Below are 24,355 nucleotides of genomic sequence, written 5' to 3' on the forward strand. Positions count from 1 at the left end.
TTTCAAGTCCTATCTCCCCGCAATATGAAAAAGCTTTGCAGATATCCAAATGATGATGCGCAGCCAGATACCGGCCAGGCCGGCTTCTGCTGTAAACGAAAAGTCCCGCCCCAGGCTTTCACCTGGGAACGGGACATTCGTGCCTTGGGAGGCTTGTCGGAAATGATTAGGCCTTGAAGGAGGCCATTGCCTTTTCAGCGGCGTCCTTGGCGGGCTTTGCCAGCTTTTCAGCAACCTTCTTGGTGGTGTCCTGAATAGACTTGGCCTGCTCGACGGTAACTTCGGCCTGCTTGCGGATGAAAGCGGTCTGAAGCTCGAAGAGTTCCGCCGCTGACTTGACGCGAAGCAGGGCTTCCATGTGAGCCAGCGAGCTTTCAGCATTGGTGCGCAGAACGTCGATAGCCTTGAGGCCGATTTCTACGGACCCAGCCTGTGCAGTCTGAACGGTTGCTTCAACCGTCTTGCCTGCCTCTTCGGTGGCGGCCTTCAGCTTTGCAAAGGCTTCCTTGGACTGGGCAGCGCCCTTTTCCGCGAAGTCGCGGAAGGATTCGGAGAACTTGGACGGGTCGAATGCCGCCGTTGAAAAAACGTCGTCTTTCTTTACAGTAGCCATGATTATGCTCCTAAAAGGGCCTCCCTGCGGGGGCCGCCGTGAACCTGTGTGAGGAGTATATAATATAAATTATTGTGCAGTGCAACATAATTGTGCGCCGCACAAGTCGTTAACCTTTCCGGCCGAAAAATGGACCGTTCGCTGGACCGAAAAGCGGGGTGCCGTTATTAATAAACCGTTAAATCACGAGAGGCGGTTACGCCCGCAAAACAGGTTGGAAAATGCCCGCAATTCAATATCCGTTCATTGACATTGCCGTGCATCCGCGCGTTCGGGAGCGCTTCGCGCGCGGTGAAGCCATGGTCATGTTCTCGACCGGCATGGATCGCGTGCTATGGGCAAACGCCGCCGGCGCCAACCTTTTTGGCTATAACATCATTTACGACTTCATCGAGCAGGGACCGAAGTCCGGCGACATCTCGTTTCGCCAGATCGAGGCGACCGCGCGTGGCCTCGGTGCGGTGGGCGACCAGCGCACATTTCTGATCCGCATGGCTTCGGGCTTCCAGCGGGCCGTCGTCAATGCGGCTGTCGAACTCATCCGCATCCAGGCCGGCGAAGAAGCGGTGCTGTTCTCCTCTCCGGTCTCCTCAAAGCCGCTCACATCAGCCGAATGCGCCAAGCGCATGATCGATGGGTTCGACGATCCCGATACCCATATGGCCGTCATCGGCCGCGATGGCGAGATCGTTACCGCCTCAGCCGGCTTCAGGACGCTTGGCGTAACGCCGCAGACCGCGCGGATGATGACGACCATGGCCGGCGCACAGCCGGATCGGCTGATCAAGCGACCGATCCCGACCGGGCGTGGTTATCTGCCCGCCGCCATCGGCAAGCTTTCCGAAATCCCGGCGCTGCACCTGCTGTTCGTCGTCGAAACGGTGCTTGGCCATCTCGACCCGACGGAAAGTCTTGCCGACGAAGCCCGCCCCGCTGCGGCCAGCGAACCGCAGGCGGAGGAAGTCCGCAAGGAGCTCGAGGCAGCAGTGCCGGACGAAGAACAATCCCTCGCTCCGAATGCACCCTTCGGCGACGTCATCGATGCGGTGGCCGGCATTGAGGAGCTGGACGAAACCCCGGAATATCGGGAGGACGAACAAGCGGAGGCGGTCTCGGCCGCCGGAAGCTCGATCGAAGCCGGAACGGAAGCGGCTGGCGATGCGGATATCGCGACCGACGAAATGGCCGAAACCGAAGCTCATGCCGATGAGCATCAGCCGGAAACCGTGAGGGATGGCGGAGACAATGCTGCCGCAGAGGCGACGGCAGCTGCAGAGCCGTCTTCGCGCGAAGCCCATGCAGATACCGAAAACACGCCCGCACAAGGTTTCAATTTCAAGCGCAACGGACGCGCCACTCGTTTCGTCTGGAAGATCGATGCCGCCGGCCATTTCAGCGAGGTTTCGCGCGAATTTGCCGATGCGGTGGGGCCGCATGCCGCCCAGATTGCCGGCACGGCGTTTGCCGATGTGGCCCGCCGCTTCAATCTCGATCCGGACGGCAAGATCGCGGAACTATTGGCGCGGCGCGACACATGGTCCGGCCGCACGATCTACTGGCCGGTGGAAGGGACGAGCCTGACCGTGCCGGTCGACCTTGCCGCCCTGCCGACCTATACGCGCAGCCGCGAATTCGACGGCTTCAGGGGCTTTGGCGTCGTCCGCCTGGCGGATGCCGTCGAAGATCCGATGAAACGCGGGATGGCTCTCGGCACGCAGGCGGCTGACGCCGCCGCGACGGATGCCGAAATTCCCCCGGAAGCAGAGGCGGTATCGAACGAGCACCTCGCCCCCGAAGTTGAATCCCCTCCGGCGCCAGAAGAACTAGAGAGCTCCGCTCAGGATAGCGCAGAAGCCGACCCGGCTCCCACTTACGAACCGCCCGCCCTGCGAATTTCCGACACGCCGAACCGTCGCGAGTCGGACAAGGTCGTTCGCCTGCATGAGCGCCGGACATTGACGCAGACCGGCCTTTCACTCAGCGAACAGGCAGCCTTCCGCGAAATAGCCCGACAGCTTGAACCTTTGGGCAAACGCGCGGAACCGTCTGGGGAGCAGCCTGGTGACGAACGGCATGAGGACGGTGCCGACACCCCGCCGCAACCGAATGCGGCAGACGAAATCCTTTCCGAGACCTCCGAAACGGGCGATGAAAATGGCCACGTCGGCGACCACCAGCCGGCTATACCGGGTGTAGAAGAAAAAGCATCGCCGCCGGTCGTGACCTTCATTGAAGCGGCGGATGATAACAGCCCGAAAACGGCTGACGAGGCCACCACCGAAGTTGCGCCGGCATCAGCCGAGCCGGAGGAAGATTTCGACCCCCTCGATGTCCTGAACAACGCCATTCCGTCACGCGTGAAGATGCGCACGGGCCTGTCGTCCGACATCGTCGACCAGCTACCGCTCGCGATCCTCATCCACGCCGGTGACCGGCTGATCCACGGCAATCCTGAATTCCTGCGGCTGACTGGCTATGACAGCCTCGATGAACTCGAACAGGTCGGCGGGTTGGATGCGCTGCTGCAGCGCAACGACCTAGAAGGCAAAACCGAGCAGCCCGGCGCGATGATGGTCGTGCGCGCCGACGATGCGCTCGTGCCTGTGACGGCCCGGCTGCAGTCGATCCGGTGGGAAGACGGCACAGCCTTGATGCTGGCGTTGATGCCGGTGGAAAGAAGCGAGCCGCCGGCACCGCCGCAGCCAATTCCTGAAGAAGCCCGCCCCGAGCGCATCCTCGAAAAGGTCGCCAAGTTGCAGGTGGAGATCGAGGAGCTGCGCTCGACGCTGGAGACGGCGACGGATGGCGTGATCATCATCGGCCAGGAGGGCGAGATCCGCTCGATGAACCGCTCGGCGAGCGCGCTGTTCAACTATGACGACCAGGAAACCCGCGGCAAACCCTTCGTCATGCTCTTTGCCCATGAAAGCCAGAAGGCGGTGCTCGATTATCTCGGCGGCCTTTCGGGCCATGGCGTCGCCAGCGTGCTGAACGACGGTCGCGAGGTGATCGGACGCGAGGCTTCCGGCGGCTTCGTGCCGCTGTTCATGACCATGGGCCGGCTGAACTCATCAAATGGTTACTGCGCCGTCATCCGTGACATCACGCAATGGAAGCGCACTGAAGAAGAGTTGCGCAATGCCAAGCGTGCCGCCGAAACCGCCAATGCCCACAAGACGGATTTCCTTGCCCGAGTGAGCCATGAAATCCGCACGCCGCTCAACGCCATCATCGGCTTTTCCGACATGATGGCCGGCGAGCGCTTCGGGCCGATCGGTCACTCACGCTACATCGAATATGCGACCGATATCGGCCGCTCCGGCCGTCACGTGCTCGACATCGTGAATGACCTTCTCGATATCTCGAAGATCGAAGCCGGCGAGATGGATCTGGATTTCGCTTCGGTCGGCCTGAACGAAGCGATTACCGAAGCGGTGTCGCTGGTGCAGCCGCAGGCCAACAGCCAGCGCGTTATCATCCGCACCGCTCTGTCGCAAGCCGTGCCGAATGTCGTGGCCGACCTGCGCTCGATCAAGCAGATTGCGCTGAACATCCTTTCGAACGCCATCCGCTTCACGCCATCGGGCGGCCAGATTGTCGTGTCGACTGCGTATGAGGGCAATGGCAGCGTCGTCCTGCGCATCCGCGATACCGGCGTCGGCATGACACGCTCGGAGCTGGAGCAGGCGATGAAGCCCTTCCGGCAGGTGGCCACCAATTCCCGCAAGCGCGGCGATGGCACGGGCCTGGGACTGCCTCTGACCAAGGCGATGGTCGACGCCAACCGCGCCACTTTCTCGATCAACTCGGCTCCGAACGAAGGTACGCTGGTTGAGATCACCTTCCCCTCGCCACGGGTGCTGGCGAACTGAGACAATCTTGGTTCGCGATCAAAACCAGAGATCGCGCACGCATCGTCCGTCGGAAGGAAGATCTTCAAACGTGTCGAGCCCATCGAAGTGATCGATCGGCAGGTCGGCAACGAGATCCGGCGGCGCCAGCCGAACATTGACCGCCATGCGCCGGCGGCCATCCTTTTGCGGCCTCAGGCCGCGCCAGCTCACCACGCAGGCGCAGGACGGGCAGAACAGTATTTCGAGAGACGGCCTGTCCTTGCCGGCGCGGATATAGGAGGCAGTCTGGCCCGTGACGGAGACCCGCTCCCCTTCGTAATCATAGGCCCATAGCGTGCCGTAGCGCCGACAGAGCGTGCAGTTGCAGGCGGTAATCGAGCCTGGATCGCCTTCGAGCGTCCAGCCCGCCTTGCCGCAATGACACGAGCCGATGAGCATGGGTACACCACTCCATTCGCTGCCTGGTCGAAGGCGGCATTCTGCCTTAGGCACGAAATCCCCGCAAATGCACAGGACGATACGAATTCTCACTCCGGGCCACCGCCGCGGCGAATGCCTCTTCCGTCAAGAAACGAAAGCAGTCCAGCCAACGCCCAAAGCTGCGGATGCCAATAAGGTCGATATCACCGACATCTTCAGGCGAAATATGGCGATGGCGGCAAGTAAGGTCAGCACCAGCGAGGGCAATGAAAGCGAGGTAAGGACGGGCACATCCATCGTCCAGGAGCCGTAGGTGAAGCTTGCGGTCTCTCGGAACAGCACATGGAGTCCGAACCAAATCGCCAGATTGAGGATGACGCCCACTACAGCTGCCGTTATCGCAGACATGGCGCCGGTCAGCGCGACATTGCCGCGCATCTTCTCGATGAACGGCGCACCTGCAAAAATCCAAAGGAAGCTCGGCAGAAAGGTGACCCACGTTGTCAGCATGGCAGCGAAGGTCGCCGCCGCAAGGGGGCTAAGGGTGCCGGGATTGCGATAACCCGCCAGGAAACCAACGAACTGCGTGACCATGATCAGCGGTCCCGGGGTCGTTTCCGCCATCCCCAGACCGTCCAGCATCTCGCCCGGCCGCAGCCAGCCTAATTGCTGCACGGCCTCCTGTGCGACATATGCCAGCACGGCATAGGCGCCCCCAAAGGTCACGATTGCCATCTCGCTGAAGAATATCGCGATTTTGGAAAAGACATTGTCGGGGCCGAGCGTCATCAGGAGGGCCGCAACCGGAATGAGCCATGCGGCGGCCAGCAGACCCGAGGTCTTCAAAGACCAGGCGAGGTTTGGTCGAGCGTGCAAAGGGATCTCCTCGCCAAGAACGGAGTCCTTGTCTTCCAGAATTGTCCCCGAGCCCGACTTATGCCCGCCGCCCATCTTGAAGGCGGCGACCCCTGCCCGAGAGGCCAGGTAGCCGATAATCCCGGCTCCAACGATGATGACGGGGAATGGAACATGCAGGAAGAAGATCGCCACGAAGGCAGCGGCGGCCAAAGCAACCATAGTCCTGCTCTTGAGGGCTCGGCTCCCGATGCGAAAGACCGCCTGGACGACGACCGCCAGCACGGCGCATTTGAGCCCGAAGAACATCCCTTCGATAAAAGTCAGGTTTCCGAACAGGACGTAGACATAACTGAGCGCGAGAATTGCCAGGAAGCCTGGCAGGACGAACAGAATGCCGGCGATCATCCCACCCAGGGTCCTGTTCAACAGCCAGCCGATATAGATGGCAAGCTGATGCGCTTCCGGACCCGGCAGCAACATGCAGTAGTTCAGGGCATGAAGGAACCTGTGCTCTCCCACCCATTTCTTCTCGTCGACGACGATACGGTGCATGACGGCGATCTGCCCAGCCGGTCCGCCGAAACTCAGGGCAGCAACGCGGGTCCAGACCTTAATGGCCTCATGGAGGGGAACGACGTCCCGATCAACCGCGCTTGATCGCTCGGCTACATTTTTCGCGAGGTCGGTCATAGTCTCTTACATCTTCCTCGGATTTGGCCAATTGTGCGTCTCTTCCGTCGCATCACGACACCAACGATAGAAGGCATCGTAAAGCGCCATGCCGGCTTCCAACTGCTGCAGGTCGTCGTTGAACATTCGCGAAAGCCCAAGCGAGGCCGCAAGCAGCCCCGGCACTTCAGGTGCCAGGTCCGGCCGGGCGGTATCGGCGCCGCGAACGATGGTTGCAAGATGAAGGAGAGGTTCTGTGCCGAGGCCGAATTCCTCGATCATGACATCGAAGGTGCACAGCTCGCCGCGATGACTCCAGAAAACATCCTCTATATCGAATGGTGTCGCTTTAAAGCGATCGCCGACGGCCGAAACTTCGGCTGCGGGAACGAACAGGAAGATTGCTGAGGGATCGATGAAGCGGCGAATCAGCCATGGGCAAGCGATACGATCGATCTTCGGCCGTGCCCTCGTTACCCATACGGTCCGCCCCTTGGCATCGCGGGGAGGCAGCTTTTCATCGGCGACCAGCATGTACTTCGCGCTGCGCCACGCTTCGAACCCGCCTTCGAGGACCTCTGCCTCCTTTCCGACGACGCGCAGATGGGCAGCAACTCCGTGGGCGAGTTTCTGTCCTTTCTGACAGAGAATGATGGTGGGCCCCGCCAGTTCGTTCGCCCAGTCGGCTACCAGTCGATAGTCGCGACGGATCGAACTGGGAACAAGACGGGGATCGGCAGCGAAATCCTCGTCATTACGGACATCGATAATCGTCGGCAAATTGAGCGTGCCGATAATGCGATTGAGCTTGTCGGGTGTAATTTCCAGAAATGACGGCATAGCGCGTCCTCCGTTGGCTCGGTTTCACGGACGCGATTCTTCAGCCGTAGCCTCGTGGGGTGATCGCAGCCCCATGATCAATTTTCTGCCTGACGCGCTTTAAATGTCAAGCCGAATAACCGCGTGCTGCACCGGACAAACATTTTCTTGGCTTCGGCAGCCACTTGCAGATTGGCCGTAACGTCGCGGTTGTCGTGAAGTTCTGCCACGACAACTTCGCCCGCGCCGCAGGCCAAGAATATCTGATGTATCTTTTCAGTATTATCGATAACAAACTTAAAGTCAGGCGCCTTTTGTGAGATAGTTCATCCTTACGACCGACTATTCCGGTCGGTCATTGGGCACATAAGGGGGATCCAATGTCATCGACGGCAGTAGAAGCAGACGTCGGCGAAGTTTCGCCCAATATAGTGGTCGATGCAATGTTTGCGTGCCGAAAGACGGCCGCCATCGTAGCCGCCATTGAACTCGATCTTTTTACCTTGATTGGTGTCGGCAGCAATGCAGCATCCGTGGCGGCCGCAGCAAATGCAGATGAAAGAGGCGTTCGCATTCTGTGCGACTATCTCGTTGTGAACGGCTTTCTCACGAAAACAGGCAATCAATACGCTCTGACCCCATCCAGCCGAGTTTTCCTCGACCGGCATTCACCAGCCTATATGGGCGGGGCCATCGAATTCCTGGCCGCCCCGGAGATCCTCAAGCAGATCCTGGACAATCCGGCTTCCTATGTCCGCAACGGCGGGTCCATTGGATTGGCAAACATGTCTCCGGATAATCCGGTGTGGGTGAAATTTGCTCGCGGCATGGGCTCGTTCACTGGCGGCAGCGCGATCAGCCTCGCCACCGAAATGGCCAACTTGCCCATGCAGCCAAGGAAGATACTCGATATCGCCGCAGGGCACGGGCTTTTCGGAATCGAGATGGCGAAGGCTTTTCCTTCGGCCGAGATCGTTGCGGTCGATTGGGGCTCCGTTCTGGAATTGGCCAAACGTAATGCGCAGCAATTTGGCGTCGCCGAACGCTACAAGGTCATTGCCGGCAGCGCATTCGAAGTCGACTGGGGCACGGACTATGATCTTATCCTGCTGCCGAACTTCCTGCATCACTTCGACCTGGAAACCTGCGCCGGATTGCTTAGGAAGAGCCGGGCTACCTTGAGCGCCGAGGGCAAGGTGGTTGCGGTGGACTTCGTGCCTAACGACGATCTCGTCTCGCCGCCCTTCCCAGCTGCTTTCTCATGGGAGATGCTGGCCAGTACACCAAAAGGCGAGGCCTACACGCAGAAGGGCCTGACCGAGATGGCTAGGCGTGCCGGTTTTCATAATGTGACGGTAAAGCCACTACCACCATCGCCGGCAAGCTTGATCTTCTTCGAGTAATGGCGCTCGGAATAGCAGCCTCCTCTTGCCGGGGGATGCGGAGATAGCGCCAAGGGGGCGGCCGCCCCCTTGAACTCGGCGACGGAGATTATTCTCCCTGAGCCCGCGTGGCCTTGCGCTTGGCCCTCGAATTCGGCTTGCCTGCTGGCGGCCCGTCATTCTTGGCGAAGCCCGGCTTTCCGGGCTTTTTCGCCCAAGGCTTCTTGTCGGAACGCTCGGAAACACCGCCCTCGCCTGCATTCGACCGCTCCGGCTTGCGGTCGGACTTCCATTTCGGCTTCGGGCCGTCATTCGAACGGGCGCCCTTCTCAGCGAAGGGCTTCTTCTTTGCGAAGCCGCCTTCCCGCTTGGTCTGGAAATCCGGTATGCCGGCAAGCGGCTTGACCCTGATGCCGCGCTCCAGCGTCTTGTCAGGGCCAATGGCCGCGAGGAAGCGCTCAAAACTCTCCGTCGAGAGCTCGACGAAGGTTTCCTCGGGCTGCATCTTGATGGCACCGATGTCACGCTTGGTCAGATTGCCGTTGCGGCAGAGCATGGGGATCAGCCAGCGCGGCTCGGCATTCTGCTTGCGTCCGACAGAGAGCGATACCCAGAGACCATCGGTGAAGTCGTTGCGTCCAGCAGACGAGCCTTCATCGCGAGGCGTGACCGGAAAATCGTCGCGGCGGGGCTTTCGGCGCTCACCTTCGGCCGGCACGTCCTGCAATTCCTCGGGCGCGGAATGGCCGGCGCGGTATTGCCGCAGGAATGCTGCGGCAACCTGCTCGGCGCCGTGGCGCTCCAACAGCTGCCGGACGATCGCCTCCTCGTCTTCGGCAAGCGGCGCTTCAAAGACCGGATCGGCAAGAAGCCTTTCATCGTCGCGCTGGCTCACTTCATCGGCTGACGGCGGCTTTGCCCAGGTGGCGCGGATGCGAGCAGCTTCCAGCAGGCGTTCGGTGCGGCGGCGGGCGCTGAGCGGCACGATGAGGGCACTGACGCCCTTGTTGCCGGCGCGGCCGGTGCGGCCGCTGCGATGCAGCAGCGTGTCCGGATTGGTCGGCAGATCGGCGTGAATGACCAGCTCCAGCCCCGGCAGATCGATGCCGCGGGCGGCGACGTCGGTTGCGATGCAGACGCGGGCGCGGCCGTCGCGCATGGCCTGCAGGGCGTGGGTGCGCTCGTTCTGGCTGAGTTCGCCTGAGAGCGCAACGACCGAAAAGCCACGATTGTTGAAGCGAGCCGTCAGGTGATTGACGGCAGCACGCGTCGAGCAGAAAACGATGGCATTGCGCGCCTCATAATAGCGCAGCACGTTGATGATGGCGTTTTCCCGGTCACTCGGCACGACGGTCAGCGCGCGATAATCGATATCGACATGCTGCTTGGCCTCAGAGGCGGTCGCGATGCGGACGGCATCGCGCTGATAGTTTTCGGCAAGCTTGGCGATCGAACGCGGCACGGTGGCGGAAAACATCAGGGTGCGACGATCGGACGGCGCGGATTCCAGAATGAACTCCAGATCCTCGCGGAAACCGAGATCGAGCATTTCGTCGGCCTCGTCGAGCACGACGGCCTTGAGTTCGGAGATATCGAGCGAATTGCGTCGAATGTGATCGCAGAGACGCCCCGGCGTGCCGACGACGATGTGAGCACCGCGCTCGAGCGTGCGGCGCTCCGTGCGCATGTCCATGCCGCCGACGCAGGAGGCGATCGTGGCGCCCGTCAGCCCATAGAGCCATTCCAGCTCGCGCTGCACCTGCAGCGCCAGTTCGCGGGTCGGTGCAATCGCCAGCGCCAGTGGCGCACCTGCGCGGCCGAAACGTTCCGCGCCGTCAAGCAGGCCGGGCGCCAGCGCCAGGCCGAAGGCAACCGTCTTGCCCGAGCCGGTCTGGGCCGAGACAAGCGCATCCTTGCCGGCCAGGCCCGGATCGAGCATGGCCTTTTGCACCGGCGTCAGCGTTTCGTAACCGCGCTTCGCCAAAGCCTGGGCAATCGCAGGAGCGATGCCTTCGAATTCAGTCATCATCTGTCTTTCGGAATTCTTCGCGCGCCATCAGGCGGCGATCATCGTGGCTCGCACGTCGCGAACCTCTTCTTCACGCGTGCACATACTTGCTCAAGGCGACAATGTACAGAGCGGACGCGTTTTCGTACGGGGCGAAACGAAAAAAAGGCAGCGAATCGCGCTGCCTTTGAAGTTTATGCTGTCGAAAAGCCAGCTCGAGTCGGGGAACTTCATGTCTCGAGAGCCGAGAGTGGCTCCAATCCGCTCCAGCTCATGCGAACGGTCTCAAGTTGGCCTTTACTTTTGACCAAGCTTTCTTAACGCGAGGTTAGCAAACGATGGTCATCGTTTGCCCCTCAGTTTTAAGGCCCACCTTAACTTTTGAGTTCTTCCAGCCCGGCGAAGAGATCGAGCGCTTCCGGATTGGCGAGCGCTTCCTTGTTCTTGACCGGACGGCCATGCACCACCTCCCGCACCGCAAGCTCGACGATCTTGCCGGATTTGGTGCGGGGGATATCCGTAACCGCGATGATCTTGGCCGGCACATGGCGCGGCGAAGCGCCGGTGCGGATGCGGGTTTTCATCGCCTTGACCAGGTCTTCGGTCAGGGCGACGCCGGCGGCAAGGCGGACGAAAAGCACCACGCGGACGTCATCGTCCCAATCCTGACCGATGCAGAGCGCCTCGAGAACCTCGGGAATCTGCTCGACCTGATTGTAAATCTCGGCCGTGCCGATGCGCACGCCGCCGGGATTGAGTGTGGCGTCGGAGCGGCCGTGAATGATGAGGCCGCCATGCTCTGTCCACTCCGCGAAATCGCCGTGGCACCAGATATTGTCGAAGCGCTCGAAATATGCGGCTCGATATTTGGCACGCTCGGGATCATTCCAGAACATGACCGGCATGGAGGGGAAGGCCTTGGTGCAGACGAGCTCGCCCTTCTCGCCGCGCACCGGCTTGCCTTCGTCGTTCCAGACATCGACGGCAAGGCCGAGGCCGGGCCCCTGGATTTCGCCGCGCCAGACCGCTTGCAAAGGGTTGCCGAGCACGAAGCAGGAGACGATATCGGTACCGCCGGAAATGGAGGCGAGCTGGACATCGTCCTTGATGCCCTCATAGACGAAGGTGAAGCCCTCCGGCGACAGCGGCGAGCCGGTGGAGGTCATCAGCCGCAGGCTCGAGAGATCGTGCGAGGTCTTCGGCGTGAGGCCGCTCTTGTGGACGGCGTCGATATATTTGGCCGAGGTGCCGAACAGCGCGAATTTCTCTTTCTGCGCATAGTCGAACAAAATGTTGCCATCGGGTGCGAAGGGCGATCCGTCGTAGAGGCAGAGCGTCGCGCCGGCGGCAAGGCCGGTCACCAGCCAATTCCACATCATCCAGCCGCAAGTGGTGAAGTAGAAGACCTTCTCGCCTGGCACGACGCCGCAATGCAGGCGATGTTCCTTGAGGAGCTGCAGCAGCGCGCCGCCGGTCGAATGCACGATGCACTTCGGGACACCCGTCGTGCCCGAGGAAAACAGGATGAAGAGCGGATGGGAGAAGGAGACGGGCTCAAACTCGACCGCTTTCGCCTCGAAGGGGGCAACCAGATCGTTGAGGGTTCGCGCGCCCGGCGTTGCCGCCACGACCGCCTCGGCATTGCCGGCATAGGGCACGATGACGGTGGGCGCTTTCAGGCGCTGAGCGATGGCGCTGACCTTGGCAGTAACATCCTGCAGCTTGCCGCCATACCAATAGCCACTGCAGGCGATGAAGAGCTTCGGTTCGATCTGGCCGAAACGATCCATAACGCCCTGTTCGCCGAAATCCGGCGAACAGGAGGACCAGATCGCGCCGATCGACGCGGCCGCCAGCATGCAGGCAATGGTTTCCGGCATGTTCGGCATCATGGCCGCCACGCGGTCTCCCTTGCCGATGCCCTCGGCGCGGTAGGCCTGCTGCAGGCGAGATACCATCGCGGCCAGCCGGTCCCATGACCAGCGATTGCGCACCTTGTCCTCGCCCCAGAAGACCAGCGCATCGCCCTCGCCGCTCCGCGACAATAGGTTTTCGGCGAAGTTCAGCTCGGCATCGGGAAAGAAGCGGGCATCCAGCATGACATCGCCATGGATCAGCGCCCGCTCGCCGCGCTTGCCCTTCACGCCGCAGAAATCCCATACCGCCGACCAGAAGTTTTCTCGATTGGCGATAGACCAGGCATGGAGGCCGGCAAAATCTGCCAGCGAGAGGCCGAAGCGGCGGTTGCACTCCTGCATGAAGGCAAACATCGGGCTCTGGTTGCGAAATTCCTCCGACGGCGTCCAGAGCGGCTGCTGATCCTGCATATTTCTCTCCCCGCTTTTCGCTCTATATAGCGATGTTGCAGCGCATTATAAAACATGGTGTTGTGGGCATTGCCAGAGCGTGATGTTTGCATCGGGCAAACATTTCCTATATCCGGCAAACTCAGGCAGGCTATCCCTATCAGTTCAAGAGTCTCCTCGGGATCATGAGAGCTTCGAAAAACAACAAGTGGCGGTTGACGATGCGTTCGGCCTCGCGCTGGCTGCCTGCCTTTGCTCGCACGACCGGCATCATTCTTCTCACGATCCTCATCGTGTTCGCTGTCTTCAGAGCGACCGCACCTTTCCTGATTTCAAGCGGCCTGGTACGCTCCGGCATCGAGAAGGCACTTTCGGAATGGACGGGATATCGCGCCCAGATCGAAGGCGATCCGACACTTGATTTCTGGCCGACGCCACGCGTGACGCTCAACCAGGTCACCATCCGCGAACCGTCGAGGAACGGCAAGATCCTCGGTCACGTCGATAGCCTCTCCGCGGATTTCTCGCTGTGGTCGGCGATCCGCGGGCACGCGCATTTTCACGAATTCCATTTCTTGCGCCCGACCCTTTACATCCGCCGCGACGAGAATGGCCTGATCGACTGGACGAACGAAGGCCGGCTTTCCAAGGCGATCGAGCAGGCCGGGGCCTCCTCCGGCGACGGTATGCGGATGAGCAAGGAACAGGATGCGGCCATCGGCATGCTGGCCATCGAGGACGGCAGCATCGAGATGGCCGACGAGCGCAGCGGGAATATCTACAAGCTCAACGCCGTCAACGCCGACATCGCATGGCCACGACTTTCCCAGTCGCTAAGCGCCGTTATCCTTGCCCGCTTCAACGGTCAGGACATCAAGCTGAATTTCGATTCGCCGCAGCCCCTGCTCTTCTTCGCCGGCAAGAATGTGAACACCACGACCAGCTTCGTCTCGCCGCTGATCAACTGGACCTATACGGGCATCACCAGCATAGCTGACTTTTCGGCGCTTTCGGGCAATCTGGATCTGAACGTGCCGAACGTTCCCTCCTTCATCGCCTGGAGCGGTCAGCGCCTGCCGGCAGCAGATGCCCTCAAGAATATCTCGCTCACCGCCAACATCGCGGCGATCGAAAACGGCCTGCGCTTCAACAATCTGAGCTTCAAAGTCAACGATTCCGCTGCCTCCGGCATCATGGACCTGAACTACACGAAAGCGGGCAAACCGAAGATTTCCGGCACGCTGGCTTTCGACCAGATGAACCTCAATCCCTTCCTGGCCGCCTTCTCCATGCGCCTTGCAGCTGAAACCGCCATCGATGCGCTGCTGAATGGCAACCCGCTGCAGCGGCTCGACCTTGACCTGCGGCTGTCATCGAACAAGGCGGCTCTCGGCCCCTTCCAGTTCGATGATATCGGCGCCAGCCTGCTGGTGTTAGGCGGCAAGGCGAAATTCGACATAGGCGACAGCGGCTTCGAAAATGGTTCCCTGACCGCGCATCTTGAGGTCGCGCCGGGCGATTTCGACGGCGGCGGCAAATTGCAGATATCGATTCGCAACGCCGATTTCGGTGGGCTCTTCACGCGCCTGAAGCTGATCGGCCCATTGCCGATGCCTTCATCAGCGTCCTTGGATCTTTCGCTCAGCACCTCGAAGCCGATCTGGGTGGCCACGCTCAGCGACGTCGCCGGCACGCTGCACTTCGCTTCGTCGGCAGGGTCGTTTCGCCAATTCAATCTCGCCACCTTCCGGACGCTTGCCGCCCAGAAGGCATTCTTCCGGATGAGCGACATCGCCGACTCGTCTTTCGACTTCGACAGCATCAACGCGGATGCAAGTTTTGCCAAAGGCTCCGCCGAGGTACAGAACGCAACCGTTACGGGCCGCAACGAAACGATCACCTTCAACGGCGTGGTTCCGTTCCGCACCAACGGGCTGGCCCTCTCCGGTGCGATCGAGGCGACCTCACCATCCGATGCCGACGAATTGCCGATGCTGCCCTTCTTCATTGGCGGCAGTTGGCCGAACCCGGTGATTTCGCCGGTCGCAACGCTTCTGCAAAAGCCGATACAACAGCCATAGTTCTTCGCGCCGTTTGCCTGCAGCACTTCAAGCTGCTGCAGCGGCGTGCTCATCCCTTTGTCGCTGAACCTCGCGACGTTTCGTCACGATGGAAGCGCAGATGACCCCGACGGCGACCACGCCGATCAGGATGGTACAGATGGCGTTGATTTCCGGCGTCACGCCAAGCTTTACCTGACTGTAGATCAGCATCGGCAGAGTCTTGGCGCCGGCACCGGAGGCGAAAGTCGCAATCACCAGATCGTCGAGCGACAAGGTCAGCGCCAACACCCAGCCGGAGAAGACGGCCGGCGCGATGATCGGCAGCGTCACCTCGAAGAAGGTGCGCACCGGCGGTGCGCCGAGATCCAACGCCGCTTCCTCGATGGAACGATCGAAGGTGAGCAAGCGGGACTGCACGACGACGGCGACGAAGCACATGGTCAGCGTCGTATGCGCCATCACGATCGTCCAGAATCCGCGATCGACGCCCGACGTCACGAAGAGCAGCAGCAGCGACAGGCCGGTGATGACGTCAGGCATGACCAGCGGCGCGTAGATCATTCCCGAAAACAGGATGCGGCCGCGGAAACGCGTGTAGCGCACAAGGGTAATCGCCGCGAATGTGCCGAGCACCGTTGCAATCGTCGCCGAGAGCAGCGCGATGCGCACCGTCAGCCACGCGGCATTCAGCATCGTATCATTGCTGAAAAGATGAACGTACCATTGCGTCGAGAAGCCGCCCCAGACTGTAACGAGGCGCGAGCTGTTGAAGGAGTAGATCACCAGCAGCAGGATCGGCAGGTAGAGGAAGGCCAGGCCGAGCGTGACCGAGACGATGTTGAAGCGGGACCAGCGGATCATTTGTTATCTCCCCTTCTCATCGGCCTTAGCCTGGAAATGCTGGAAGAAGACGATCGGAATCACGAGCACCAGAAGCAGGATGGTCGCCACCGCCGATGCCAGCGGCCAGTCGGTGTTGCTGTAGAATTCCGTCCACAGCACCTTGCCGATCATCAGGGTTTGCGATCCGCCGAGCAGATCGGGGATGACGAATTCGCCGACGGCGGGAATGAAGACCAGCATGCAGCCGGCGATGACCCCGGGAAGCGAAAGCGGAAAGGTGACGCGCCAGAAGGCGCCGATCGGCGTGCAGCCGAGATCCTGCGCTGCCTCGATCAGCGTGCCGTCCATCTTTTCCAGCGCGGAATAAAGCGGCAGCACCATGAAGGGCAGGTAGGAATAGACCATGCCGATATAGACGGCGGTATTGGTGTTCAGGATGACAAGCGGCTCATGAATGATGCCGAGCGCCATCAGCAGTTGGTTCAGGAGGCCCGTCGTGCTCAGGATCGACATCCAGGAATAGACGCGGATGAGGAAACTCGTCCAGAAGGGCAGGATGACCAACATCAGCAGCGTCGGCCGAATCGTGCGCGGCGCCTGCGCCATGCCATAGGCGATCGGATAGGCGATGATCAGCGTCAGGAGCGTCGAGATACCGGCAATCTGCAGGCTCTCGATATAGGCGTTCATGTAGAGCGGATCGCCGGCAAGCCATATGTAATTGTCGAATGACATGGTCTGCAGCTTGTCCCACCAGTCGCCGAAACTGTCGGTCCAAGCGAAGGACGGATCATAGGGTGGCACCGACAGGGCCTTCGTCGACAGCGAGATGCGGAAGACGATGAGGAAGGGCGCGAGAAAGAAGAGCAGCAACCAAGCATAGGGAACGATGATGACGAGGCGCTGATAGATGGAGGAGCCGAGCGCTTTCATAATCAATCCTTCAGCAAGACGCCGGCATTTTCATCGAAGGAGATCCAGACGTTCTGGTCGTAGGCGAAGGGCTCTTCCACGGCGCGGACTGCGTTCAGCGACGAGGCCTTGACCACTTGCCCGCTCTTCAGCTTAACGTGGAAAACGGTCATGTCGCCGAGATAGGCGATGTCCCAGATCTCGCCTTCTGCCGCATTGACCGAGGCATTGGCCGGCGGACGCGGCGAAACCCGAAGCTTTTCCGGGCGGATGGCGAGACTGGCGCGGCTTCCAGCCGATGGTATGTCGCCGGAAGCCGTGCGCACCGTGAAGCCCGATTCGACTGCTATCTCAACGATGCCAGATTGTGCCGAGGTAACATTGCCGTCGAGGATGTTCACATCGCCGATAAAGTCGGCGACGAAGCGGCAGTTGGGCGCCTCGTATATCTCGGCCGGCGTCGCCACCTGCACGACCTTGCCGTGACTCATGACCGCGATACGGTCGGCCATGGTCATCGCCTCTTCCTGGTCGTGGGTGACGACGACGAAGGTCAATCCCAGGCTCTGCTGCAGATCCATGAGCTCGAACTGGGTTTCCTCGCGCAGCTTCTTGTCGAGCGCGCCAAGGGGTTCATCGAGCAGCAGCACCTTAGGCCGTTTCGCAAGCGAGCGGGCCAGAGCCACGCGCTGGCGTTGACCGCCGGAGAGCTGGTTCGGCTTGCGCTTGGCGAACTGCTCCAGCTTGACGAGCTTCAGCATCTGCCCGACGCGATCGTCGATCTCGGACTTCGGCATGCCATCCTGGCGCAGGCCGAATGCGATGTTCTTTTCCACCGACATATGGGGAAACAGCGCGTAGGACTGGAACATCATATTGACGGGGCGGCGATAGGGCGGCGTGCCGGCAAGATCTTGCCCATCGAGCACGATTTCGCCCGTTGTCGGCTGCTCGAAGCCCGCCAGCATGCGCAAAAGCGTGGACTTGCCGCAGCCCGATGCGCCGAGAAGAGCGAAGAATTCACGATTGTAGATATTCAGGGAGAGGTTATCGACGGCGGTGAAATCACCGAACTTCTTCGTCACGTTCTTGAAGGAAATGTAAGGTTTGGCCGAAGGATCGGTCCAAGGAGCAAAGGAACGCCGGATATTACCGAGTGACTTCATTATCTATCCCCAAATGGATGCCCCTACGGGCGCTCGTCGCGCCGGCTCTTCCCCATCCCGGCGCGCTCGTGATTTCCGGCATTGTCCTCATAAGGAAAGGCCCGGACGTTGCCGTCCGGGCCGCTTCGATTTATTGGCCTGTCGTGACCTTTGTCCACAAGCGCGTCGCGACGCGCTGCGTTTTAGAGTCCCAAGGGGTCAGCGTGTACAGTTTCTCGCGAACTGCGTCGGTCGGATAAACGGACGGATCTTCCAGTACATCCTTGCTCACGAACTGCTGCGACGCCTTGTTGCCGTTGGCATAGGAAGTGAAATTGCTCGCCTTGGCGATGACCTCAGGCTTCATGATATAGTTGAGGAAAATATGCGCCTCCTCGACATGCGGCGCATCGGCGGGGATCGCCATGACGTCGAACCACATCTGCGCGCCCTTTGTCGGGATCGAATAGGCGATGTTAACGCCGTTCTTCGCCTCGGCGGCACGATTGCGGGCCTGCAGCACGTCGCCGGAATAGCCAAACGCCAGGCAGATATCGCCATTGGCAAGCGCATTGATATATTCGGAGGAGTGGAATTTGCGCACGAAGGGACGGATCGCGGTCAGGAGATCCTCGGCCTTCTTGAAGTCTTCCTGCTTGGTCGAATTCGGGTCGAGGCCCAGATAGCGCAGCGCGGCCGGAATGACGTCGGTCGGGGAATCAAGCACGTAGATGCCGCAATCCTTGAACTTGGCGGCGAGCTTCGGATCAAAGATCACGTTGATATCAGGCGCATCGTCCGTGCCGAGGATCTGCTTCACTTTGTCGACATTATAGCCGACACCGCTCGTGCCCCACATGTAGTCGATGGCGTACTGGTTGCCGGGATCGTAGGTCGCAATGCGCTTCTGCACCGTATCCCACATGTTGGAGATATTCGGCAGCTTGGACTTGTCGAGCTTCTGGAAGACCCCGGCCTTGATCTGGCGCTGCAGGAAGTAAGCCGTCGGCACGACAATGTCGTAGCCGGTCTTGCCGGCCAGCAGTTTGGTTTCCAGCGTCTCGTTCTGGTCGAAGGTGTCGTAGACGACCTTGATGCCGGTTTCCTTGGTGAAATCCGCCAGGATTGAGTTGTCGATGTAATCGGACCAATTGTAGATATTGACGACCTTGTCTTCCGCCTGAGCGACCGTCGCCAGCGAAACGACCGCAAAAGCCGTTGCTGCAAGCCGTGCGAACATGGACTTCATAGTCTCTCCTGTTTTGTTCAAGGGCATCCAGCCGATGCCCAACCCTCTGTTTTTCCCGTTAGACTAGAAAGGAAATCGAAAGGCGACAAGGGAAAAAGGCAGGTCAGCGCGCGCTTTAGCTTTTTTACCCAAAAACGATCGAGCGCTCTGCAAATGGCTGCCGTTCGCACGCAATCGTGAACTCAAGGCCTGCTTCACGCGTGAACACGGAAGCCGGCTTTGCTAACATCGCGACGTTCTCGCTCGCGAACATTTTCAAACCTGTTTCGCCGCCCCGCTCAGCGGGCAAACTCAAACCCATCAGCAGGGGTTCATCATGCAGTATCAGAAATTCGGCAATACCGGTCTCAGCGTCTCGCGTCTTTGCCTGGGCACGATGACCTTCGGCCTGCAGATCGAGCAGGAAGATATCGCCCATGCCATTCTCGACAAGGCGGCAGATGCCGGGGTCAACTTCATCGACACGGCCGATGTATACCCGCTCGGCGGCGGCGAGCAGCTTGCCGGCAGCACCGAAGAGATCGTCGGGCGCTGGCTGAAGGGCAAGCGCGACCGTTTCATCGTCGCGACCAAAGCCGTCGGAAAGGTCGGCCCGTCTCCCTGGGATCAGGGTGCGTCGCGCAAGCATCTCCTCGACGCCATCGACGCTTCGCTGCGGCGGCTCGGCACCGATTATGTCGACCTTTACCAGCTGCATTCGGACGATCGCGAAACGCCGATCGACGAGACGCTGGAGGCGCTCGACGTCATCGTGCGCTCGGGCAAGGCTCGCTATGTCGGCGTGTCGAATTTCCTCGCCTACCGGCTGGCACTGGCGCTCGGCCGCGCCGATTTCCTGCGCACCGCCCGCTTCGTCTCAGTGCAGCCGCGCTACAATCTCTTGTTCCGCCAGATCGAGCGCGAACTGCTGCCGCTTGCCGAAGAACAACGTCTCGCCGTCATCCCCTATAACCCGATCGCCGGCGGCCTCCTTACCGGCAAGCACAAGCATGATGTCGCGCCGACAGAAGGCCGCTTCAGTGCACAGCTTCGCAGCGCCGGCAGCAACTATCTGCAGCGTTATTGGCACGAGCGCGAATTCGCGACCATCGAGAAGCTCCGCGGCATTGCCGAAGAGGCCGGGCAATCGCTTACCAAGCTCGCCGTCGCCTGGGTTGCGGCCAATCCGGTCATCACCTCAGCCATCATCGGCGCCAGCCGTCCTGAACAACTGACGGACACGTTGGCCGCCATCGATCTGCAGCTCGATCCGGAGCTCAAAACCAAGCTTGACGAAGCCACTGTCGAATATCGCTGGGGCGACGCGGCCCGTTGAAGAAGCACGAACCGGCGGTCAATTGCCGTTGGCTCTTTCACAGATAGGTCGGGCGCTTGCCGGCAAAGAGTTCGGCGTGGCTTTTCAACAGCTTGATCATGCGGTCGACCACCGTGCGGATTTCCCGGCGGTGGCGGTCGGCATTGTTCATGACGATCCACTGCCGGTGGCGCAGCTCGGGGATTTCCTCGCCGACCCGCTCCAGCCGCGGCTCGTGATCGCCGACAAAGCAGGGCAGAACGGCAATGCCGGATCCGGCGAGCACCAGATCGTGCAACGAGCGCGGGCGGCTGACCGTGAAGGCGATTTCCTCGCGTCTATTCTGATGCGGCCAGCGCAGATAGGCTGAGATCGCTTCCTCCTCCGCCACCGCGATCCAGCGCTGCGATCCGACAAAGCGCATATTGCGGGCCTGATAGGCGGCATAGGCGACATCACCGATCTTGACGGCGGCGAGATTGGTCTCTTCCGGCTCGAAGGCACGGATGCCGATATCGCTCTCGCGATGGGCGAGGCTGGCGCGGCGCTCGCCGAGATGCAGATCGATGCGGAAGCCGTCCCGCTCCGAACAGATCGTCGGCATATTTTGGCTGAGCAGCCAGCCGACCCAAGTGCCGGCAGCGATGCGGACCACGGACGTGCCCTGGGCATCGCGCTGCCAGCTATCGACCTTGCGAGCGGCCGCCTCCATCTCCAGCAGTTGATCGAACAGCGTCTGACCGTCGCCGGTCAGCGTGTAGCCCGCCTGGCTGCGCTCGAAGAGCGGACGGCCGATCTGCGCTTCAAGTTCCAGCATGCGCCGACCGATCGTTGCCGGGCTGAGACCGCTTGAAGGAACCGCGCCCGTCAAGCCGCCGCCGCGAGCCACATCGAGAAAAAGCTGATACGAATCCCATGACGAATTTTTCATAATTGAAAAACATAAGACGATCATGGCTGTTTATAAAGAAAATTCGGATGTGTAGTTGAAGGGATGCCTCACAGGAAGGAGACATCCCATGATAGACAGCATGGCCCTGGCGAAAGCCATAGAAATACAGAGCCTGGCGCGCGAAGAGCAATGGCGCTGCGACGAGGATCTATTCTACCTCGACTACGGGCTCGAACCGCCGCGGCTCTTCATATGGATTGAGCGTATATTGGTCGCTTCGGGCATCCGGCGCAAGGCAATGAAAAAGGCGGACCGGCCGGAAATCTGCCGCTCCGCCTGCAGTGGCAATGATGGCTGCAGTCAGGCTGCCGCCTGCTCTCGCGTGTAATTCGCGCTGTAACCAGCCTCGATCTTGAACTGCTGAATGAGGTGCAGCAAAGCATCGGCCTCGGCGGCAAGCTCCCGGCTGGCGGCGGTAGTTTCTTCAACCATGCCGGCATTCTGCTGCGTCATCTGGTCCATGTGATTGACCGACGAGTTGACCTCCTGCAGGGCGCTCGCCTGATCGTGGCTGGCACGGGCGATCATTTCCACATGCTGGCTGATCGTCACGATCTGGCTGCTGATCTGCGCGAGTACCGAACCGGCCTCCTGCACGAACTGCGAACCGGAACTGACCTCCTCGGTCGACTTGTTGATGAGACCCTTGATCTCCTTGGCGGCAGCGGCCGAGCGCTGTGCCAGCTCGCGCACCTCCATGGCGACCACGGCGAAACCTTTACCGGCGTCGCCGGCACGGGCAGCTTCGATGCCGGCATTGAGCGCCAGGAGATTAGTCTGGAAAGCGATCTCGTCGATGACGCCGATGATCTGCTCGATCTTGCGGGATGCATCTTCGATCCGGGTCATCGCGTCGATGGCGTTGCCGACGACGACAGAGCTGTCATCGGCGCTGCGCTTGGCTTCGCGCACGATGGCATCCGCATCCTTGGCACGCTCGGCAGACGAACGGACGGTGACCGTGATCTCGTCAACGGCCGCGGCCGTCTGCTCGAGAGACGCCGCCTGCTGCTCGGTGCGCTTCGACAGAGCCTCGGCAGAAGCAGCCATCTGGTTCCCGTTGCTCTGAATCATCTCGACATTGTCGCGCACCTGGCTCAGCGTCTGCTGCAGGCGCGATAGCGAACTGTTGAAATCCTGGCGAAGCTGTTCGAGACGGCCAATGAACGGCGTTTCGATCGTTGCCGAAATATCGCCCTGGGCAAGGCGCTCGAGCCCGGCAGCAAGCTCGCTGACGGCATAGTCGATCTGCCGGTCGAGTTCGCGCTTTTCGGCGTCGTTGCGCTGACGTTCGTGCTCTGCGGCCGCACGCTCCTCGTCGCTCTGTTCCTCGATACGGATCTTCGAGATAGCGTTTTCCTTGAAGATGCCGAGGGCTCGGGCCATATCGCCGATTTCGTCGCGGCGCTGCTCGCCGGAGATCGAAGTTTCGAGCAAACCGTCGGCAATGCGGCGCATGGCGGCGGTGATCTGGCCGATCGGTCGCTGCAGGGTCAGGACGAGCGCGATGCCGCCGGCAATGGAGAGGATGATGCCGAGTGCGGTTGCCAGGATGGATATTGAATTTGCCTGGTTGCGCTCGCTGCCGGCGCTCTGCTTCTGCGTCTCGGCGAAGGCGGTGAGCTGGCCCCAGACCTGATCGAGCTGCTGACGGGCGCCGGCATATTCGGCGATCCGCTGGTTGATCGTATCGACCAGCTTACCGCCGGCGTCATCCATCGATTTGATTGCCGGACGAATGGCCGAGTCGATGTCGCCGGCAAAATCCATGCTCTTGGCGCTCTGGTTCAGCGTATCGATATCGCCGCCGAGTTTGGAGACCTCTTGACGCAGGCGGACGAGATTGTCCTTGTTGGTATTGGCGTTGAAATCCGCCAGTACGAGCTGCAGGGAATAGATGGAATCCTGCAGGCGACGCGTGTCCTGCAGAACCGAATTGGTCTGTGCGACGCGGGCGTCGAGGGACACGAAGGTCGTGGTCGCCTGGCGCATCATCTGCGTCGCCGTCAGCTGCGTGTAGGTCGAGGTCTGGCGGAAGCGCGAGAGCAGCCGGCCGATATTGGTGATCGTGTCATCGGTCGGAGCATCGGTGCTTTCAGTAAAGGCGGCGAGATCCTTGATCGTGCCCGTCAGCGACTGGACGACGCTCTTCTGGTTCTGCGGCAATGCGAGGTCGATCGACCGCTGCGCCTTGTTCAGATCCGGCAGACGATCCTTCAGAAGCTTGACCTTGTCAGCCGGCGTCGCCGCATTATTGAAGTCTTGCGCCACGGCAACCAACAGGTCGCCGCCTTTCAGCAACCGATCGGCCGAGCGCAGGGTCGAGGTCGCATCAGCCTGATCCTTGCGCATCTGGTCTTCAAGCTGCTGGCTGTTGAAATTGACGTTGAAGCGGGCGCTGATCAGGGCGCGCTGGCCGTCGTCGATCGTCTTGCGCAGGGACAGTTCCTGTTCGTGCAGCGACCACAGCCTGCCGACGAGGTTGGACATGTCGGCGGTTTTTGTCGTCGCTTCGGTGAGGTTGTCGCGGCCCTCCGCCTCCGGAGCGAGCTGACTCAGCGTCGAATTGAGCACGCTCTGCTGCGACTTGATGTCTTCATAGAGCTTGTCGCGCTGGCGAGTGTTGGTGATGCGCAGGAAATCATCCATGGAACCATACAGGTTCTTGAACCCCGTCAAGGACTGCAGGACGCTGTTGGAAATCTCCATACGTCCCTGAAGCAGGCCCGACGCATAAAGCCCGGTAAGGCCCACGGCGGAAATGCTGATGACGAACGGCAGGACGAATATCAGAACCTTCGTCCTGATGTTGAAACGCGACAATATCTTGTCAATGAACATTTTGGCCCAGACCTCACACCGCTCCCCCGTCGACGCCGCCTCGGCGCTGACCGGATGTATAACCATCGTTCTTGAAATATCCGCAGGCGGGGTTCCTGAGTATAAGTCAGGAAGCAATCATTGCTTC

At 60.5% G+C, this 24,355-nt stretch carries 17 protein-coding genes; 5 read left to right on the forward strand and 12 right to left on the reverse strand.

Going from position 1 to position 24,355, the window contains the following annotated elements:
- Nucleotides 1-166: 166 nt before the first annotated feature.
- Nucleotides 167-613, reverse strand: a complete 447-nt coding sequence (locus tag FHT73_RS09170) for a phasin (RefSeq protein ID WP_015338867.1) — start codon at nucleotides 611-613, stop codon at nucleotides 167-169.
- 221 nt (nucleotides 614-834) lie between these two features.
- Here FHT73_RS09170 and FHT73_RS09175 point away from each other — a divergent pair, with 221 nt between their 5' ends.
- On the forward strand, nucleotides 835-4,485 hold the full coding sequence (locus FHT73_RS09175) for an ATP-binding protein (protein WP_183711052.1): 3,651 nt from the start codon (nucleotides 835-837) through the stop codon (nucleotides 4,483-4,485).
- Between the two features lie 18 nt (nucleotides 4,486-4,503).
- Here the strand turns inward: FHT73_RS09175 and FHT73_RS09180 are convergent, their stop codons facing one another.
- The 3 genes from FHT73_RS09180 to FHT73_RS09190 form a co-directional block, all read right to left on the reverse strand.
- A complete protein-coding gene (locus tag FHT73_RS09180) occupies nucleotides 4,504-4,905 on the reverse strand; it encodes a GFA family protein (RefSeq protein ID WP_183711054.1) in 402 nt (133 codons plus the stop codon).
- Nucleotides 4,906-5,031: 126 nt separating this feature from the next.
- The gene (gene chrA / locus FHT73_RS09185; protein WP_183711056.1) at nucleotides 5,032-6,435 is read right to left on the reverse strand and encodes a chromate efflux transporter; all 1,404 of its coding nucleotides are present in this window, start codon (nucleotides 6,433-6,435) and stop codon (nucleotides 5,032-5,034) included.
- A gap of 6 nt (nucleotides 6,436-6,441) precedes the next feature.
- The gene (locus FHT73_RS09190) at nucleotides 6,442-7,254 is read right to left on the reverse strand and encodes a sulfurtransferase/chromate resistance protein (RefSeq protein ID WP_183711058.1); all 813 of its coding nucleotides are present in this window, start codon (nucleotides 7,252-7,254) and stop codon (nucleotides 6,442-6,444) included.
- A gap of 359 nt (nucleotides 7,255-7,613) precedes the next feature.
- On the opposite strand from FHT73_RS09190, the gene FHT73_RS09195 reads away from it, so the two are divergent.
- Nucleotides 7,614-8,636 carry a class I SAM-dependent methyltransferase gene (locus FHT73_RS09195; protein WP_183711060.1) on the forward strand — a complete coding sequence of 341 codons (1,023 nt, stop codon included), beginning with the start codon at nucleotides 7,614-7,616 and terminating at the stop codon, nucleotides 8,634-8,636.
- Nucleotides 8,637-8,724: 88 nt separating this feature from the next.
- Here the strand turns inward: FHT73_RS09195 and FHT73_RS09200 are convergent, their stop codons facing one another.
- Both FHT73_RS09200 and FHT73_RS09205 read right to left on the reverse strand, forming a co-directional pair.
- Nucleotides 8,725-10,641, reverse strand: coding sequence for a DEAD/DEAH box helicase (locus FHT73_RS09200; RefSeq protein ID WP_112335701.1), 1,917 nt, complete (start codon nucleotides 10,639-10,641; stop codon nucleotides 8,725-8,727).
- Nucleotides 10,642-10,997: 356 nt separating this feature from the next.
- Nucleotides 10,998-12,950 carry an acetoacetate--CoA ligase gene (locus tag FHT73_RS09205; RefSeq protein ID WP_183711062.1) on the reverse strand — a complete coding sequence of 651 codons (1,953 nt, stop codon included), beginning with the start codon at nucleotides 12,948-12,950 and terminating at the stop codon, nucleotides 10,998-11,000.
- Nucleotides 12,951-13,114: 164 nt separating this feature from the next.
- Here FHT73_RS09205 and FHT73_RS09210 point away from each other — a divergent pair, with 164 nt between their 5' ends.
- Nucleotides 13,115-15,010: an AsmA family protein gene (locus FHT73_RS09210; protein WP_183711064.1), complete on the forward strand. Its 1,896-nt coding sequence runs from the start codon at nucleotides 13,115-13,117 to the stop codon at nucleotides 15,008-15,010.
- Between the two features lie 27 nt (nucleotides 15,011-15,037).
- Here FHT73_RS09210 and FHT73_RS09215 read toward each other — a convergent pair whose 3' ends face one another.
- The 4 genes from FHT73_RS09215 to FHT73_RS09230 form a co-directional block, all read right to left on the reverse strand.
- Nucleotides 15,038-15,853 carry an ABC transporter permease subunit gene (locus tag FHT73_RS09215; RefSeq protein WP_015338858.1) on the reverse strand — a complete coding sequence of 272 codons (816 nt, stop codon included), beginning with the start codon at nucleotides 15,851-15,853 and terminating at the stop codon, nucleotides 15,038-15,040.
- A 3-nt stretch (nucleotides 15,854-15,856) separates the two neighbouring features.
- Entirely contained in the window at nucleotides 15,857-16,768 is a 912-nt protein-coding gene (locus FHT73_RS09220) for an ABC transporter permease subunit (protein WP_015338857.1), read from the reverse strand.
- Between the two features lie 2 nt (nucleotides 16,769-16,770).
- A complete protein-coding gene (locus tag FHT73_RS09225; protein ID WP_112608295.1) occupies nucleotides 16,771-17,913 on the reverse strand; it encodes an ABC transporter ATP-binding protein in 1,143 nt (380 codons plus the stop codon).
- 130 nt (nucleotides 17,914-18,043) lie between these two features.
- Nucleotides 18,044-19,132, reverse strand: a complete 1,089-nt coding sequence (locus FHT73_RS09230; protein ID WP_246712063.1) for a polyamine ABC transporter substrate-binding protein — start codon at nucleotides 19,130-19,132, stop codon at nucleotides 18,044-18,046.
- A 325-nt stretch (nucleotides 19,133-19,457) separates the two neighbouring features.
- Here FHT73_RS09230 and FHT73_RS09235 point away from each other — a divergent pair, with 325 nt between their 5' ends.
- Nucleotides 19,458-20,456 (forward strand): aldo/keto reductase, encoded by a 999-nt coding sequence (locus FHT73_RS09235; protein ID WP_183711066.1) that lies wholly within the window; start codon nucleotides 19,458-19,460, stop codon nucleotides 20,454-20,456.
- 37 nt (nucleotides 20,457-20,493) lie between these two features.
- Here the strand turns inward: FHT73_RS09235 and FHT73_RS09240 are convergent, their stop codons facing one another.
- Nucleotides 20,494-21,366 (reverse strand): LysR family transcriptional regulator, encoded by an 873-nt coding sequence (locus tag FHT73_RS09240; RefSeq protein WP_183711068.1) that lies wholly within the window; start codon nucleotides 21,364-21,366, stop codon nucleotides 20,494-20,496.
- A gap of 88 nt (nucleotides 21,367-21,454) precedes the next feature.
- Here FHT73_RS09240 and FHT73_RS09245 point away from each other — a divergent pair, with 88 nt between their 5' ends.
- Nucleotides 21,455-21,715, forward strand: coding sequence for a hypothetical protein (locus FHT73_RS09245; protein WP_183711069.1), 261 nt, complete (start codon nucleotides 21,455-21,457; stop codon nucleotides 21,713-21,715).
- Here FHT73_RS09245 and FHT73_RS09250 read toward each other — a convergent pair.
- Nucleotides 21,688-24,228 (reverse strand): HAMP domain-containing methyl-accepting chemotaxis protein, encoded by a 2,541-nt coding sequence (locus tag FHT73_RS09250; RefSeq protein ID WP_183711137.1) that lies wholly within the window; start codon nucleotides 24,226-24,228, stop codon nucleotides 21,688-21,690. The two genes, FHT73_RS09245 and FHT73_RS09250, sit on opposite strands and share 28 nt — an antisense overlap.
- Nucleotides 24,229-24,355: the final 127 nt, after the last annotated feature.

The organism is Rhizobium sp. BK098 (genome assembly GCF_014193155.1).
GTDB lineage: Bacteria > Pseudomonadota > Alphaproteobacteria > Rhizobiales > Rhizobiaceae > Rhizobium.

Coding starts and splice junctions, on each gene's coding strand:
- FHT73_RS09205 (WP_183711062.1), bottom strand. CDS start 12,950: ATGCAGGATCAGCAGCCGCTCTGGACGCCGTCGGAGGAATTTCGCAAC.
- FHT73_RS09210 (WP_183711064.1), top strand. CDS start 13,115: ATGAGAGCTTCGAAAAACAACAAGTGGCGGTTGACGATGCGTTCGGCC.
- FHT73_RS09250 (WP_183711137.1), bottom strand. CDS start 24,228: ATGTTCATTGACAAGATATTGTCGCGTTTCAACATCAGGACGAAGGTT.
- FHT73_RS09240 (WP_183711068.1), bottom strand. CDS start 21,366: ATGAAAAATTCGTCATGGGATTCGTATCAGCTTTTTCTCGATGTGGCT.
- FHT73_RS09245 (WP_183711069.1), top strand. CDS start 21,455: ATGATAGACAGCATGGCCCTGGCGAAAGCCATAGAAATACAGAGCCTG.
- FHT73_RS09190 (WP_183711058.1), bottom strand. CDS start 7,254: ATGCCGTCATTTCTGGAAATTACACCCGACAAGCTCAATCGCATTATC.
- chrA (WP_183711056.1), bottom strand. CDS start 6,435: ATGACCGACCTCGCGAAAAATGTAGCCGAGCGATCAAGCGCGGTTGAT.
- FHT73_RS09235 (WP_183711066.1), top strand. CDS start 19,458: ATGCAGTATCAGAAATTCGGCAATACCGGTCTCAGCGTCTCGCGTCTT.
- FHT73_RS09225 (WP_112608295.1), bottom strand. CDS start 17,913: ATGAAGTCACTCGGTAATATCCGGCGTTCCTTTGCTCCTTGGACCGAT.
- FHT73_RS09215 (WP_015338858.1), bottom strand. CDS start 15,853: ATGATCCGCTGGTCCCGCTTCAACATCGTCTCGGTCACGCTCGGCCTG.
- FHT73_RS09220 (WP_015338857.1), bottom strand. CDS start 16,768: ATGAAAGCGCTCGGCTCCTCCATCTATCAGCGCCTCGTCATCATCGTT.
- FHT73_RS09175 (WP_183711052.1), top strand. CDS start 835: ATGCCCGCAATTCAATATCCGTTCATTGACATTGCCGTGCATCCGCGC.
- FHT73_RS09180 (WP_183711054.1), bottom strand. CDS start 4,905: ATGCTCATCGGCTCGTGTCATTGCGGCAAGGCGGGCTGGACGCTCGAA.
- FHT73_RS09200 (WP_112335701.1), bottom strand. CDS start 10,641: ATGACTGAATTCGAAGGCATCGCTCCTGCGATTGCCCAGGCTTTGGCG.
- FHT73_RS09230 (WP_246712063.1), bottom strand. CDS start 19,132: ATGTTCGCACGGCTTGCAGCAACGGCTTTTGCGGTCGTTTCGCTGGCG.
- FHT73_RS09195 (WP_183711060.1), top strand. CDS start 7,614: ATGTCATCGACGGCAGTAGAAGCAGACGTCGGCGAAGTTTCGCCCAAT.
- FHT73_RS09170 (WP_015338867.1), bottom strand. CDS start 613: ATGGCTACTGTAAAGAAAGACGACGTTTTTTCAACGGCGGCATTCGAC.